Annotated in this window: 16 protein-coding genes and 1 pseudogene; 1 reads left to right on the top strand and 16 read right to left on the bottom strand. The window is 44.2% G+C overall.

The window, feature by feature from the left end; all coding sequences use genetic code 11:
• Positions 1-172: 172 nt before the first annotated feature.
• Both hpf and H8704_RS02330 read right to left on the bottom strand, forming a co-directional pair.
• Positions 173-700, bottom strand: a complete 528-nt coding sequence (gene hpf, locus H8704_RS02335; protein ID WP_022465240.1) for a ribosome hibernation-promoting factor, HPF/YfiA family — start codon at positions 698-700, stop codon at positions 173-175.
• Between the two features lie 711 nt (positions 701-1,411).
• A complete protein-coding gene (locus H8704_RS02330; RefSeq protein WP_118678715.1) occupies positions 1,412-1,789 on the bottom strand; it encodes a RidA family protein in 378 nt (125 codons plus the stop codon).
• 277 nt (positions 1,790-2,066) lie between these two features.
• Here H8704_RS02330 and H8704_RS02325 point away from each other — a divergent pair, with 277 nt between their 5' ends.
• Positions 2,067-2,912 carry a CvfB family protein gene (locus tag H8704_RS02325; protein ID WP_022465242.1) on the top strand — a complete coding sequence of 282 codons (846 nt, stop codon included), beginning with the start codon at positions 2,067-2,069 and terminating at the stop codon, positions 2,910-2,912.
• 210 nt (positions 2,913-3,122) lie between these two features.
• Here H8704_RS02325 and accD read toward each other — a convergent pair.
• From accD to recD2, 14 genes and pseudogenes are all read right to left on the bottom strand, one after another.
• Positions 3,123-4,806: pseudogene (gene accD / locus H8704_RS14495) on the bottom strand (acetyl-CoA carboxylase, carboxyltransferase subunit beta).
• A 107-nt stretch (positions 4,807-4,913) separates the two neighbouring features.
• Positions 4,914-6,260 (bottom strand): acetyl-CoA carboxylase biotin carboxylase subunit, encoded by a 1,347-nt coding sequence (locus H8704_RS02310; RefSeq protein ID WP_022465245.1) that lies wholly within the window; start codon positions 6,258-6,260, stop codon positions 4,914-4,916.
• Between the two features lie 25 nt (positions 6,261-6,285).
• A complete protein-coding gene (gene fabZ, locus H8704_RS02305) occupies positions 6,286-6,717 on the bottom strand; it encodes a 3-hydroxyacyl-ACP dehydratase FabZ (RefSeq protein WP_243102013.1) in 432 nt (143 codons plus the stop codon).
• A 17-nt stretch (positions 6,718-6,734) separates the two neighbouring features.
• On the bottom strand, positions 6,735-7,241 hold the full coding sequence (gene accB / locus H8704_RS02300; protein WP_249297149.1) for an acetyl-CoA carboxylase biotin carboxyl carrier protein: 507 nt from the start codon (positions 7,239-7,241) through the stop codon (positions 6,735-6,737).
• Between the two features lie 55 nt (positions 7,242-7,296).
• Positions 7,297-8,541 carry a beta-ketoacyl-ACP synthase II gene (gene fabF / locus H8704_RS02295; protein WP_249297348.1) on the bottom strand — a complete coding sequence of 415 codons (1,245 nt, stop codon included), beginning with the start codon at positions 8,539-8,541 and terminating at the stop codon, positions 7,297-7,299.
• Positions 8,542-8,589: 48 nt separating this feature from the next.
• Positions 8,590-9,318, bottom strand: a complete 729-nt coding sequence (fabG, locus tag H8704_RS02290) for a 3-oxoacyl-[acyl-carrier-protein] reductase (protein ID WP_249297147.1) — start codon at positions 9,316-9,318, stop codon at positions 8,590-8,592.
• A 24-nt stretch (positions 9,319-9,342) separates the two neighbouring features.
• Entirely contained in the window at positions 9,343-10,284 is a 942-nt protein-coding gene (fabD, locus tag H8704_RS02285) for an ACP S-malonyltransferase (protein WP_249297145.1), read from the bottom strand.
• Between the two features lie 125 nt (positions 10,285-10,409).
• Positions 10,410-10,631 carry an acyl carrier protein gene (locus H8704_RS02280; protein WP_022465251.1) on the bottom strand — a complete coding sequence of 74 codons (222 nt, stop codon included), beginning with the start codon at positions 10,629-10,631 and terminating at the stop codon, positions 10,410-10,412.
• 77 nt (positions 10,632-10,708) lie between these two features.
• Positions 10,709-11,686 (bottom strand): beta-ketoacyl-ACP synthase III, encoded by a 978-nt coding sequence (locus H8704_RS02275; protein ID WP_249297143.1) that lies wholly within the window; start codon positions 11,684-11,686, stop codon positions 10,709-10,711.
• Between the two features lie 84 nt (positions 11,687-11,770).
• Positions 11,771-12,139 (bottom strand): response regulator transcription factor, encoded by a 369-nt coding sequence (locus H8704_RS02270; RefSeq protein ID WP_022465253.1) that lies wholly within the window; start codon positions 12,137-12,139, stop codon positions 11,771-11,773.
• Complete coding sequence (locus H8704_RS02265; RefSeq protein ID WP_022465254.1) at positions 12,136-12,618, bottom strand: hypothetical protein; 483 nt, start codon at positions 12,616-12,618, stop codon at positions 12,136-12,138. Before H8704_RS02265 ends, H8704_RS02270 begins: the two co-directional genes overlap by 4 nt.
• Before the next feature lie 27 nt (positions 12,619-12,645).
• Complete coding sequence (locus H8704_RS02260) at positions 12,646-13,047, bottom strand: flagellar protein (RefSeq protein ID WP_249297141.1); 402 nt, start codon at positions 13,045-13,047, stop codon at positions 12,646-12,648.
• A 12-nt stretch (positions 13,048-13,059) separates the two neighbouring features.
• Positions 13,060-13,788, bottom strand: coding sequence for a ComF family protein (locus H8704_RS02255; RefSeq protein WP_249297139.1), 729 nt, complete (start codon positions 13,786-13,788; stop codon positions 13,060-13,062).
• A complete protein-coding gene (recD2, locus tag H8704_RS02250; protein WP_249297137.1) occupies positions 13,769-16,015 on the bottom strand; it encodes an SF1B family DNA helicase RecD2 in 2,247 nt (748 codons plus the stop codon). Before recD2 ends, H8704_RS02255 begins: the two co-directional genes overlap by 20 nt.
• Between the last annotated feature and the right edge of the window lie 43 nt (positions 16,016-16,058).

The raw sequence follows: 16,058 nt of genomic DNA, 5'->3' as shown, positions 1-16,058 counted from the left end.
ATAAGCAACTTTTATTTTCTGCAAAGCAGGAAAAGCCTGATATCTTCTCCATTATGCAAAAAAACAGGTGCCTTTTCAGACACCTGTTCTAATAATCCCTTTATTTTATACACCCCACTGTGTACATAATACCTTCCAGTGCTTATTCCTTCTTCTCCTCATCCTCAACGCTTTAGAACTCCGGCTCGATCAGACCATATGTATTTCCTTTTCTCTTATATACAACATTGACCTCATCTGTCGTTGCATTGCGGAATACATAAAAGCTGTGTCCTAAAAGCTCCATCTGCAGGCAGGCTTCCTCCGCCTCCATCGGCTTCATCGCAAATCTCTTGGAACGGATGATCTTGATCTCATCATCATCCTCGATATCCTCCTCAACAAATGCCTTGCTCAAGCTTACTGCTGACTGCTGCTGATCGACAATCTTGTTTTTATATTTACGAAGCTGACGCTCAATAATTTCCTCTACAAGATCAATAGAAACATACATATCATCACTGACCTGCTCAGCTCTGACAATATTTCCTTTCATTGGGATGGTAATCTCTATTTTCTGTCTCTCCTTCTCTACACTCAGGGTTACATGAACTTCTGTCTCCGGTGTAAAATATCTCTCCAGCTTGCCCAGCTTGTCCTGGACGGCAGCCTTCAATCCTTCTGTTACGTCGATGTTCTTACCACTGATGATATACTGCATAAGTCCCCAACTCCTTTACTGTTTAGAATGGTTATATTATACTACAACCCGCTCCATTTTGCAAGTAAAAATGAACAAATTGCACAAAAACATATTTGAATTTTTTTGTCATCAGCTCACGGATTTTTCGATATTTAAAGGCAAAAATCATTTTCTGTGCTATAGAGCAAAAGAAATGTTATCGGTTTACTTATACTTAATTGAGAGAAAAATTTGAATATGGGGAGGGTGTCATTCGTTAATTGTCACACAATTTGTCTGTCAAGATTTTTCTTCACTTTTTCGATTTTTATCTTTTTTCACAAAACAAATTTTCTTGTTGACAAGTTTGTTTTTGTGTAAAAAACAGGTAAAAAATGTGGATAATGTGGATAACTTCGTGAATAACTCCATTTTTCCATCATTTTTAAATCCACAAAATGTGGATAACTATTCACATTTATCTATTACTTTTGACATTTCTACTAATATAAATTGTTTTGTTTGTGCAATATACACAATCATTTCATTGTCAATCAATTTTCAAAAAAAAGAATTGTCTTTTTTATCTGCAAATTGTCAGACAATTCAACCTTTTCCTATCATAAACAATTACTACGAATAAAATCCTATCATTCTTTCCATACAATGAAACAGGGATGCCCAAAAGTGATAACGCACTTTTCAGCATCCCTGTAAGGTCCATTTACTTATTTTATTCCTCTGATCTTTTTATTTTGCTGCAATTGCCTCAATCTCGATCAGTACATCCTTTGGAAGACGAGCCACCTCAACACAGGAACGTGCCGGATACGGCTCCGGAAAATACTTTCCATAAACCTCATTGATCTTTCCAAAGTCATCCATATTTTTAATGAATACTACCGTCTTGATGACTTTATCCATGGAGCTTCCTGATGCTTCCACAAGATTTTTCAGATTGCCGATCGCCTGCTCTGCCTGTTCAGCTGCTGTGCTTCCAACAATCTCTCCCGTTGCCGGATTTACCGGGATCACTCCGGACGTATACACAAGACCATTTACCTCGATTGCCTGTGAATATGGTCCGATTGCTGCCGGTGCCTTATCTGTACTGATTACGTTCTTCATAATATCCTCCATTCTCCCTTCCGCCACTTTTTATCACGGCAAGGGCTCATTTTCTGATCCATCCTTCTGTATCGGATCCTGTCATATCCGCTTCTGGCGGCAGACAACTTTCGATTCAAAGTATATCACGTTTCCACAAGGGGTTCAACCGCCGAAAAAATCTACTTCCTCTTTCCCATTTTCCCCACTTGTGGTATGATAAACAAGATTGTTTATGAATTTTCAGTTGTACCGGTTACAAGCGATATATTTGAATCACAAGGAAAAGAGGAATATTATGTCTGAAAAAATACAACTTGGCAAAACACAGGAACTGATCGTAGTAAAAACAACAGACTTTGGTGTCTATCTGAATACACCGGGAGGAGATGACGCAGACAAGATCCTGCTGCCAAAAGCACAGGTTCCAAAAGGGACACAGCTTAAGGATGCTTTGACCGTATTCGTTTACCGCGATTCGGAAGACCGCCCCATCGCCACCACCTGGGAGCCGGAGCTGGAGCTTGGCGGGGTCGCCCGCTTAAAGGTAAAGGAAGTAACAAAAATCGGGGCTTTTTTGGAAATGGGACTTTCCAAGGATCTGCTGCTCCCATTTAAGCAGCAGCTTTACAAGGTAGAGCCGGGAGATGCTGTTCTGGTAACCATGTATCTTGATAAAAGCGAACGACTCTGCGCCTCCATGCATGTCTATGACCGCCTGCAGAATGATTCCGATTACCAGAAGGATGATGAAGTTTTTGGCCGTGTCTATGAAATCAGTGAAAATTTTGGCGTCTTTGTGGCAGTAGATGATAAATACTCTGCACTTATCCCTAAGAAGGAGGTTTTCGAAAAGTATCGGATCAATCAGCCGGTTTATGCAAGAGTATCCCAGGTGCTTGAGGACGGACGACTATCTTTAAGTGTCAAAAAGAAAATTCCGGAACAGATGGAGGAGGATGCCCAGTTCATTCTTCACCGTCTGGAAGATGCCGATGGCTTTCTACCATATCATGATAAAAGTGCACCTGAGGAGATCAAGTCCCTCTTCCACATGAGTAAAAATGCCTTTAAACGTGCCATCGGCCGTCTGATGAAAGAGGGCTTTATCACCATCGGGAAGGATGGCATCCGACTTAAATAAAAGACTTTTCTATAATATAAAAAAGGGCAAAACCAGCGTTTTGCCCTCCAAGAATTGCTTCGCAATTCTCGTTGGCTTTCCTCTACGCTACGAGCATTTTCCTATACACTATATAAAAGCTCAGAATTGTCATTTATTATAAACTATGGCAATCCTGAGCCTTTATTTTATTTCAACATTTAAATACTCTGACAATATTGGTATTTCTTTCTATTCTACAAAGCTTCCAAACTGGCGGAAACGTTCATATCGTTTCTGCAAAAGCTCTTCCATTTCCGTTTCAAGAAGCTCCGGCAGCACCTCTGTCAATGCCTGCTTCAACTCCTTGGCCACCTCCGGCAGATGAAACTCCAGACCATCCTCCGGCTCAGCAAACATCCTGTCAGCTACATGATTTTTCAGAAGATCTCCCGCTGTCATTTTCATTTTCTCCGCAGCCTCGGCCACTCTGGTAGGATCCTTCCATAAAATACTGGAAAATCCCTCCGGAGACAAGATTGAATAAACCGCATGCTCCAGCATCCATACCTGGTCTCCCACAGCAAGAGCAAGAGCACCTCCGCTACCGCCCTCTCCAATAAAAATACTGATGATCGGCGTTTTTAACCGGGACATCTCCATCAAATTTCTGGCAATAGCTTCTCCCTGTCCCCGTTCCTCAGCGCCGACACCCGGAAATGCCCCCGCCGTATTGATCAAAGTGATCACCGGGCGGTGAAATTTCTCTGCCTGCTTCATTAACCGCAGCGCCTTACGATACCCCTCCGGATTCGGCTGTCCAAAGTTGCAGTTGACATTTTCCTCTAAGGTATGTCCTTTCTGAATTCCGATTACCGTCACCGGCATCTCATTTAAACGGGCAATTCCACCAACGATCGCACCATCATCCCCAAACAGGCGATCCCCATGAAATTCCAGAAAATCATCAAACATCTCATTAATAAACTGCTTTGCACTGGGACGATCAATCTTTCGGGCAATGGTCACAGATCTCATACTTTCATTCATTTCCGTTTCCTCGCTTTCCTGTCTGATGAAGCTTCAGAATTTTCCCCAGTTCTCCACGCAATTCCTCACGTTGAACAATACGATCCACAAATCCGTGATCTAACTGGAACTCCGCCCTCTGAAATCCCTCCGGCAATTTCTGATGAATGGTTCCCTGTATCACTCGCTGTCCCGCAAAACCGATCAACGCTTTCGGCTCCGACAAAATAATATCACCCAGCATTGCAAAGCTGGCTGTAACTCCTCCAGTGGTAGGATCTGTCAGAACCGTAATATAGAGCAGTCCCGCTGCATCATGACGCCCCAACGCCTCCGATACCTTCGCCATCTGCATCAATGAAATAATGCCCTCCTGCATCCGGGCACCACCGGATGTAGTAAATATGATGATTGGAAGTCTTTCCTCGGTGGCTTTTTCTACCGCACGGGTAATTTTTTCACCGACTACTGATCCCATACTTCCCATCATAAAATGACTGTCCATAATAGCAATAACTGCGTCATTCCCCTCGATTCGGCAACGTCCTGTAACAACTGCCTCCCGGAGCTTTGTTTTGCCCTGTGCTTTTTCAATTATTTGATCATAATCCGGATATTCCATTGGATTCTCAGGAACCATATCTGCATCAAACTCCTGAAATGATCCCTCATCACAGGTAATGGCAATCCGTTCCGCAGGTGTCATACGAAAATGTGCACCGCAGCTCGGGCATAGCTTATATTCTGTGATTTCCTTTTTGTATATGATCATTTTGCATGTATTACATTTGATCCACATTCCATTGGGAATCGATGGTCCCTGCTCTTTTTTTCTTCGATCCGTCTTTTTCTTCTCGGATGGAGTATCCAAAGAAAAATAATTCTTTCTTTTACTAAATAAATTCACAAGATCCTTCCTTTCTGTCTGTCCATATTATGGTACAGACATGCGATCGGCAGATCACTTTGCTTCTTCCTCTGCCATACACCTGTTCGGCTAAAATCCTACGAAAATTATTTCAAAATCTTCTCCTCAATAAAGGATGTATCAAACTCACCGGATATATAATCCGGATGACTTAATATCATTCCCTGAAAATCTATATTGGTATCAATTCCATCGATCACAAATTCATAAAGCGCCCGGCGCATTTTTGCAATAGCCTCCTGACGATCCTTCCCATGAACAATCACCTTTGCGATCATAGAATCATAATATGGCGGAATCACATAATCCTGAAATACCGCAGCATCCACACGAAGTCCCAGCCCACCTGCCGGCAATAACAGAGACTGGATCTTTCCCGGACAAGGCGCAAAATTTTTATCCGGATTTTCTGCATTGATACGACATTCAATAGCATGGCCTCTGATCTGAATATCATCCTGCGTTACAGAAAGCGGCTCTCCTGCCGCAATACGGATCTGCTCCTTAATAATATCAATGCCTGTGACCATTTCCGTAACCGGATGTTCTACCTGCACTCTTGTATTCATTTCCATAAAATAGAAATTGCCCGATTTGTCATACAAAAATTCAATGGTTCCGGCGCTCTGATATCCCGCCGCTTTCGCCGCACGTACTGCAGCCGCACACATTTCCTCCCGCTTCTCCTGACTGAGAGCCGGTGACGGAGATTCTTCCAGCACCTTCTGATTCTTTCTCTGAAGAGAACAATCTCTTTCTCCGAGATGTACCACATTTCCAAACTGATCCCCCAGTACCTGTACCTCAATATGTCTGGCATTTTCAATCAGCTTCTCCATATAAACCGCATCATCACCGAAGCCCGCCATGGCTTCCCCCTTTGCGGATTCATAGGCATTCTCCATTTCCTCACGGCTCCGCACAATACGGATACCTTTTCCACCACCTCCGGCAGAGGCCTTGACCATAACAGGATATCCGAGACTATCCGCCACCTCATAGGCCTTATCAATACTCTCGATAACTCCATCGCTGCCGGGAATCACAGGTACTCCTGCCTTGATCATCATTTCCCTTGCATTGGCCTTATTGCCCATGGCATCAATTACAGACGGATTTGGTCCTATAAATTTAATATTACACACCTCGCACATAGAGGCAAATGTACTGTTTTCAGACAAAAATCCAAAGCCCGGATGTATCGCCTGGATCTTTTTTTCTACTGCTACACTGATAATATTCTGCATATTCAGATAGCTTTCTGCAACCTTTGCTCCACCAATGCAGACAGCCTCATCAGCCATCTGTGTATGTAAAGCATCTCTGTCTGCCTCCGAAAAAACAGCTACGGTTCTCACACCCATCTCCCGGCAGGCCCGGATTATACGAACAGCTATCTCTCCACGGTTCGCAATTAATATTTTATCAAACATGCGCTCCTCCATCCCATCCTCACAATTATCCAATCATAAAGATAAATTCTGCCTGTGCAGCCACTTTATCATCTACATAGGCTGTTCCCTGACCAATACCGGCATTCTTTTTCAGCTTCACAATAGAAACTTCCATACGCAGTGTATCTCCAGGCACTACCTTTTTCTTAAATTTTGCCTTATTAATCCCGCCAAAATATGCTGTTTTCCCTTTAAACTGCTCCTGGGAAAGAATCGCAACTGCTCCGGCCTGCGCCATCGCTTCCACGATCAGGACCCCCGGCATAACCGGTTCATTCGGAAAATGTCCGGCAAAAAACGGCTCGTTCATTGAGACGTTCTTGATCGCCGTCACACTCTCTCCCGGCACCATATCCACGATACGATCCACCAGCAGAAATGGCTGACGATGGGGAATGATCTCCATAATCTGCTTAATATCCATTACACATTCCATTTTCATTATCCTCCATTTTATCCGATCCGGAACAAAGGCTGGCCAAACTCAACGAAATCTCCATCCTGAACCAGAACTTCCTTGATCGTACCACTTACCGTACTTGGAACTTCATTCATAAATTTCATAGCCTCAATAATGCAAAGGGTATCTCCCTCTGCCACAATATCTCCAACCTTTACAAAGGGATCCTTGTCCTGTGCCGGCTTCGCATAAAAGGTTCCAACGATCGGTGCCGTAACAACCTCTCCCTCCGGCTGAGCCTCTGTAGCAACCTCTGCTGCAGAATCACCTGCCATAGCTTCTCTGGCTCCGTTCTGTACCGATGCCACAATATTCTGTAAATCAGAAAGTGACGGTGCTTCCGGTATTTCCGGCTGTGCCACTGCTGCCGGCTGGCTTACAGTCCTTCCTGCATTGCCCCGCACCAGACGAAGTCCATCATTCTCTCTGGTAAGCTCCATTTCTGCCAGATCTGTCTCTTCAAACAGATCGATCAACTGCTTAATTTCTTCGTAACGCATGCTTCCTTCCTTTCCCATCCGCCCTTATCCGGCAGATATATCTCTTAAGAATTCTTTAGCCCTGCCACTTTTTGAAGCACAGCACGGCATTATGACCGCCAAAGCCAAGCGAATTCGATAATACATATTCTACATTGTCAACTTGTCTTCCCTCATTTGGGATTACATCCAGATCACATTCCGGATCCGGCGTTTTATAATTGATCGTTGCCGGCAGGAAATTATCCTGCATCGCTTTCACACAGATAATCGCCTCGACCGCTCCGGCAGCACCTAATAAATGACCTGTCATTGACTTGGTAGAGCTGACAGGCACCTTATATGCCGTCTCCTCTCCCAGTGCAAGCCTAATCGCTGCTGTCTCACCAATCTCATTGGCATGGGTGCTTGTTCCATGGGCATTGATATAAGATACCTGCTCCGGTGTAATCCCGGCCTCTTCCATAGCAAGCTTCATTGCCTTTGCCGCACCGGAACCATCCGGCAGCGGAGAAGTAATATGATATGCATCCCCATTGGAGCCATATCCAACGATCTCTCCGTAAATCTTTGCACCTCGTGCCTTTGCATGCTCTAACTCCTCCAGGATCAGCACACCGGCACCTTCTGACATAACGAATCCATCTCTATTTTTATCAAACGGCTTACAAGCGTCCTTCGGATCCGGATTTTTTGATAATGCAGTAAGATTTGTAAATCCTGCAATACCAATACGGCAGATTGCAGCCTCTGCACCACCTGCAAACATCACATCCTGACGTCCATCCTTTATCTGACGGAACGCATCACCAATAGCATTGGTTCCTGTCGCACATGCCGTCACAACATTCTCGCAGATTCCTTTTGCACCATAACGGATCGCAATATTACCGGCTGCCATATTACCAATAGTCATAGTAATAAACAGTGGCGATACTCTGGCAGGTCCTCTGTCATTCATCTTCGTCACCTGCTCCTCCATGGTCATCAAACCACCGACACCGGATCCCACGATCACACCAACCCGGTCGGCATCCTCTTTTTCCATATCAAGGCCACTGTCCTCAAATGCCTGTACGGCGGCTCCAAGGGCGTATACCGCAAACAGATCATTTCTTTTGACATCCTTCTTCGTCATATAAAGCTCCGGATCAAAGCCTTCCACCTCACCGGCAACCTTGACTTTAAATTCTTCGGTATCAAATTTCGTGATCATCTTAATTCCGCACTGCCCCTTCCGGATATTGTCCCAGAAAGTATCCACCGTGCTGCCAAGGGGCGTCACTGCTCCCATACCAGTTACAACTACTCTTCTTGCCATCTTCTTACCCTCATTTCTGCTTTCCGATGCTGCCATATCCTCTCGCATCTACATTACCATTCCGCCGTCTACATTCAGAACCTGTCCTGTAATATAATCATTTTCTGCCAGAAATACAACGGCTCTTGCGATATCCTCAACCTTACCGCCGCGTTTCAGCGGGATCGCACTGAGGATCGCATTCTGTACATCTTCCTTTAATACAGCCGTCATATCAGTCTCCACATAACCCGGTGCAATGGCATTACATGTAATTCCTCTGGATGCCAGCTCCTTTGCTGTGGACTTCGTCAATCCAATAATACCGGCCTTGGATGCCGCATAATTCGCCTGACCGATATTTCCATTAATTCCAACTACAGAGGCCATATTGATAATGGCACCGCTTCTCTGCTTCAGCATTACATTGCTGACGTGACGGATCATATTGAAGGTTCCCTTGAGATTTGTATTGATCACATCATCAAACTGCTCCTCCGTCATCCGCATCAGAAGCATATCCTTTGTAATACCTGCGTTATTTACCAGAACATCAATACTTCCCAGTTCTTTTTTGACCTCCTTGATCATATCTGCTGCAAATGCAAAATCGCTGACGTCTCCCTGCACCGGCTTACAGATCACTCCGTAATCTTCAATTTCCTTCACGGTTTCCTCGTCCAGATGGCTGTGATAGTTCAGGACAATATTGCATCCCTCTTTAGCAAATGCCAGTGCAATGGCTTTTCCAATGCCCTTCGCTGCTCCTGTTACAATTACGTTTTTTCCTTTTAACATAAATCCTCCTCATCCTCCCTGGGATCATACAATCTCATGAAGTTTATTCATGGTTTTGTCAAGAGAGGACAAGTCCTCCACATTCAAAATATTAACACCCTTTAATGTTCTCTTCACAAAACCGGTTAATGCCTTTCCTGGTCCTAATTCTATAAAAGTATCCGCTCCCTGTTCATTCATATTGCGGATAATATCTGCCCATCTTACCGGACAACAGATCTGCTTTGTAAGAATCGGAATAATATCATCCTTATCTGCAACTATCTGTGCATTTACATTTGTATATACCGGCACCTTCATATCAGATATGTGCAGCTTTTCCAGTTCCGGCTTCAGTTTATCAGAAGCAGGCTGCAGCAATGATGTATGAAATGGTCCGCTTACCTTTAGCTTCACTGCAAGCTTTGCGCCTTTCTCCTTTGCAAGCTCTGCTGCCTTGGCTACTGCCTCCGTCTTACCGGCGATAACGATCTGTCCCGGTGCATTATAATTTGCCGGGACTGCCAGACCCATTCCCAAAGCAGTTGCCTCATCACATGCTTCTTCCACCAGATCCTGATCCAGTCCAATGATCGCATACATTGCTCCTTCTCCGGAAGGTACTGCTTCTGTCATAAAGCGTCCTCTCTTCTGTACCAGAGCAACAGCTTCCTCAAAGTCCATCGCCCCACTGGCAACATATGCAGAATATTCTCCTAAACTGAGTCCCGCCGTCATATTGGCCCGGACTCCCTGTTCTTCAAGCACTTTCATCGCTGCAATACTCATCGTCAATATTGCAGGCTGTGCATATTCTGTCTCTCCTAATTTCTTTTCATCCTGAAAACAGATATCCTTAATAGAATATCCTAATACGGCATCCGCCCGATCAAAAATATCCTTGGCAACAGCATAATTCCGGTACAATTCCTTTCCCATACCGGCATACTGTGCACCCTGTCCGCTAAACATAAATACAGTCTTCATAAACTTTCCTCCACGCTTTAAAAGACAGTGGATCCGATAACAAAATGATGAGAACCCCGATGGACGAGGTTCTCAACTTTTCGGTCTTCACTGTCCGTTTCATCTGTTTACTGGCGATAATCGATTTATTTGTTGTTCTCAACAAAGTCTACGATATCTTTTACGGTAACAATAGACTCCGGATCCTCAATTGATACCTCAAACTCATCCTCAATATCATTGATAATCTGGAATACATCCAAAGAATCAGCGTCAAGATCATCCTTTACATTTGTCTCAAGTGTGATCTCATCCTCATCCTTTCCAAGCTGTGAAGCAATGATTTCTCTGATCTTCTCAAATACCATTTTCAGTTCCTCCTAAAGAAATTAGTTAATTTTGTTTATTATATTAACTGTGATGTCACAGTAATACACCTGATAATTTACCACTGTACCAGCAGTGTTCCCCATGTGAGACCCCCTCCGAATCCACAGAGGATCAGCTTGTCCCCCTTATGAAGAAGTCCCTTTTCATTCATCTCATTCAATGCGATCGGTATACTTGCTGCCGATGTATTTCCATAATGCTCAATATTTACATAAAAGCGTTCCTGCGGAATCTTCAGCTTTTTTGCTGCCACTTCCACAATCCTTGCATTGGCCTGATGTGGAACAAAATATGTAATGTCCTCAGCCGAAAGGCCCGCCGTTTCCAGTACGTGTTCCACACCGGATACGATCTTTTTGGTTGCGAATTTAAATACAGCCCTTCCATCCATTGTGACATGTCCACATTCTTTCTGAGGTTCCAGTTTGTTAAATACATTGGCCGGTGCCAATCTGCGGGCTGTCAGCACCTCATAATCCTCCCCTTTAGAGCCAAGCTCTTCCACGAGAATACCACCCGCTGACTCGGAACGCTCCAATAGAACACCCGCTGCTCCATCTCCAAATAAAACACAAGTGGAACGATCCTTCCAGTCCACAATTTTAGACAGAATCTCACCGCCAATAACTAAAGCATTTTTGTATATGCTACAGCGGATAAACTTGTCCGCTACGCTGACTCCATACAGAAAACCGGAACATGCGGCTGTCACATCAAAAGCAACTGCATTAACTGCACCAATCTCCTTCTGTACCATACAGGCGGCACTTGGGGTACAATAATCCGCCGTCACTGTTGCAACAACGATCAGCTCAATATCAGCCGGGGCAATACCTGCTCTTTCTATAATCTGTTTCGCAGCTTTGGAAGTATAATACGATAAATCTTCGCCCCCCGAAATATGTCTTTCTCCAATCCCTGTTCTTTGTCTGATCCACTCATCGCTGGTATCCATAATCTTTGCCAGATCATCATTTGTAATGATCTGATCCGGAATACCGGCACCTGTGGCTGCTATTCTTGATGTAACCATTTTATGCTCCTATTCTTTTTCATTTTCACATTACAAGTATATGACACAATACATCCATACGTCAACACTTCTTTGCAAACGAATTTAAGCAAATTTTGATACCATTTCCAGAGAAGCCAGTAAAACATCTGCCTCTAAAGGCTTTGGAATCAAATGCTTCACTCCGATACTTTTTACTTCTTCCATAGTTCCGGAATCACAAAGAGAACTCAACATCAGTATTTTCACATCAGGATCCTGCTTTTTCAGTATTTCTGCTGTTTCCAAGCCATTGAGCCCCGGCATTATGATGTCCAGAATAACAATATCCGGTTTCAGCTCTTTATAGAGCTCAATTGCCTCTTCTCCGTCCTTCGCATATGCAGTCACCTCATAGCCATTATCTTCTACGATGTCTTTGATCTGCTTTGATGCGAAGGGGGAATCATCAACCACCATAATTGTTGTACTCATATATCTTCTCCTCCATTCTGTTGAAATTCAAACTGAATAATAAAACGTAAAAAGCCACGTCCATAGCGATACGCAAGCATAATATGATACGCCTGCTCATCTCTCCCAAAATCAGGATCGTGCTCCCCAAAATACTCCGGTATGGAAAGCTTGGAAACACTACCTGTCAGTGTATTTATCTTTGAGACGATCCGACCACAGACAATATTCATATATTCATTCATATATAAAGACTGCTCTTCATCCGGCGGCATCCCCCCACCATACATTCCCGATATGATCTGTTCAAACATATCCCGATCCATCTCGCACTTAATATTTGCCAGAAAAAAACCTCTGGTATGTATCATTACGGTCAAAACCTTTTCTTTTGCACATTGATTAGAATCTGTTTTTTTCAGATCCACCCCGGTCAGTACCTTTGTCACTGAGACCACTTCCCGGTTAGGAATGCGAAGTATGTCCCGAATATCTTCCATAATCGGTCCACCTCCTCCGTATTATGTCTACTTATCAATAAAACGCATTCTGGCGCTCTCTGAACCCTTTTTCCTGTCCGATCCTGCTGCATTCACACTATATAAACTCTCTAAGGATTTGGTCATAGTACGTTTGCACTCTTTACAAAAACGACCGGTCAAAATAGGCGCCCCACACTTTTCACACTGGATCACTACACCCGATTCCTTAGAAAAACTCAGACGTTCCTCTCTGATCCACCGCTTCAGCTGCTGTATCGGCACTTCCATCTCCTCCGACACAACAGAAATGGAACTGGTTGGATTTTCCCTGATATAATCCTTTACCTCTGAAAACTTCTTTTCCATTTTGTTATTACATGCCGGACAGAGAGGACTTCCTGTATAATTAAACAGATTGCCGCACATTTTACAATTTCTGACATCCATACACAATTCTCCTTAACTTCCTTTTCCGATACATACACATAAAAAGTAAATCTGATCAATTCCGATCTCACGGAGCACTTTGGAACAAGCCTCTAGTGTGCTTCCCGTAGTGTAAATATCATCTATAATTATAACACACTCCGGTAATCGATTCAACACTTCCGTTCCTCTTCCGGGTCGAAAAGCTCCCTCCAGATTTTTCAGGCGCTCTGCCGCAGACAGCTCCTTTTGAGGCTGTGTCGCTTTGATCCGTATCAGCATATCATTTCTCATTTCTATGCCACAATAATCAGCCAGATGTTTTGCAATGATCTCTGCCTGATTATATCCCCTTGTCTGGAGGCGCGAGCGGTGTACCGGTACCGGGATCAGCATTCCGGCTCCGATCTGCCGGACCCACCTGCCGTAATGCCGGTAAAGCTCCTGTGCATATACACGCCCATATTCCCTGCGGCCGCCATATTTAAATCTGGCAACAGACTCCTGCATCATCCCATCATAAAGCAGCAGTGCATTTCCCTGCCGGAAAGAATATTTTCTTCTCTTACAGTCATTGCAAAACTCATCTTCCTCTGTCAATGGTTTGCCGCACCGGCAACATTTCGGCTCCCGGATATATTCGATATGCGCAGTACATGTTTCACAGATTCCATCTCTGCCAACAACAAGTGCCTTGTCACACACCGGGCATCTGGCAGGATAAAAATAGTCCAGCAACCGGTCACGAAAGCATCTCCGCATCTGAAGCCTCCAATTCCTGTATCCGCTGACAAAGGCTGGAATATCTCTTTTTTTCATTGATATTCCGGATCATCTGATCCACCATCTGCCGGCTTCCCACAATAGTTACACACTTTTTGGCACGGGTAACTGCCGTATATAAAAGATTCCGGTTAAAGAGCATTTTCGGTCCACTTAACAGAGGAAGGATCACTGCCGGATACTCACTTCCCTGGGATTTATGTATCGTAATAGCATAAGCCAGTTCCAGTTCTTCCATATCACTAAAGTCATACTCCGCCATTTTTCCTTCTTCAAACTCTACGGTAACCGTTTCCGTCAATGTGGATATGGTGCGTATTACGCCACTGTCTCCGTTAAAAACCCCTTCTCCCTCCTCATAGGTGTCACCAAAGGCATTGATTTTTTGCCATTTCATCTGATAATTATTTTTGATCTGCATGACCTTATCCTTCTCCCGGAACAGCACACCATGAAATTCTTTCTCGATTTTATCCGGCATCGAAGGATTCAGATACATCTGCAACAGCTCATTTAATTTTAATACTCCAAGCTCCCCTTTTCGCATGGGTGCCAGCACCTGAATGTCATACGGTGATGCATTAACATATGGCGGAAGCTTCTGGACAATAAGCTGGATCACAACATTAATGATATCCTGTGGCTGACTTCTCTCCAGACAGAAAAAGTCTCTGCTTTCCTTTCGAAACTCTACAGGCTCTCCCCGGTTGATCCGATGGGCATTCAAAATAATATCGCTTTCCGCCGCCTGACGAAAGACCTTTTCCAGCCGGACAACATCGCAAAAACCGGACTGGATAATATCCTTTAGTACATTGCCGGGTCCCACTGACGGAAGCTGATTGGCATCTCCTACCATAATAAGTCTTGTGCCCGGAACCAATGCTTTTAACAATGCATGCATCAGATAAATATCCACCATGGACATCTCGTCAATGATCACAACATCAGCTTCCAGAGGCTGCAGTTCATTTCTCTCAAAATGCATTCCACTTCTGTCGTCTCCATCTGCCGCACCGTTCATTTCCAGCAGGCGATGAATGGTCTGCGCCTCATATCCCGTTGTTTCCGACATTCTCTTGGCCGCTCTGCCGGTAGGTGCTGCCAGAAGAATATCCATCCCCTCCTCCTCAAAAATGCGCACGATGGTATTGATCGTCGTAGTTTTACCGGTTCCCGGTCCTCCCATAATAACCATAACGCCATTCTGAACCGCCTGAAAAACTGCTGTTTTCTGCATTTCATCCAATTCAATTTTTTCTTCACGCTCTATGCTTTTCACTTTCTTTTCCAGTTCCTTTTCTTTTACGGGAAAATCAAGATTCAGATCCAAAAGCATTCTGGCACAATTCATTTCCATGTAATAAAGCCTGCCATAGTACAGACACCTCTGGTCGCCAATCTCACGACAGATTATTTGTTTATTCATACACAGCTCGTCCACATGGCAATCCACCAGAGCCGGATCAAGCCCCAAAAGCTGTGCTGTCACATCAACCAGCTCTCTCTGGGGCAGATAACAATGTCCCTGAGCGGTAGACTGCTGCAGACAATATATAATTCCTGCCTGAATCCGGAAATCAGAATCCTGATAAAATCCTGCCTGTCTTGCAATCTCATCGGCAATCTTAAAACCAACTCCGGAAATGTCCTCTGCCAGTTTATAAGGGTTGGTGCGAAGCACCTCATACATCTCCTGACCATACTGGCGGTAAATCTTTACGGCAAGATTCATACTGATCCCATAATCCTGCAGAAAGATCATTGCCTGACGCATCTCCCGCTTCTCGTTAAATTGATTGGCCGCCTGAATTGCCAGCTTTATGCTGATTCCCTTGACCTCAGCCAGCCGTTCCGGTTCCTCCTCAAAGATCCGAAAGGTATCTTCTTTAAATTTCCTGACAATGCGTGCCGCCAAAGCCGGTCCGATTCCCTTAATTGCACCGGATCCCAGATATTTTTCAATTGCCATGGAATCTTCCGGCTGTTTTTCCTCATAAGAAACCATCTTGATCTGTTCTCCATATTCTTTGTGAAAAACTCTCTCACCCCGCACCACCAGATACTGTCCCTCCGCCACATAGGAAAAGCATCCCACACAGCATATCTCATCATCCCATTCCGGATGCGACAAATGCAACACAGTATATCCATTTTCTTCATTTCGAAACACGATGTTTTCCACGTATCCTTCTAATTCTTCCATTTCATCCCCCATTTAAAAAAAGCAAAAAAAGCCACTGCAAAAA

This window comes from Jutongia huaianensis (genome assembly GCF_014384985.1).
In the GTDB taxonomy this organism is placed as follows: domain Bacteria; phylum Bacillota; class Clostridia; order Lachnospirales; family Lachnospiraceae; genus Jutongia; species Jutongia huaianensis.
Note: the sequence above shows the minus strand (reverse complement) of the source record. Positions and strands in the feature narration are given on the sequence as shown.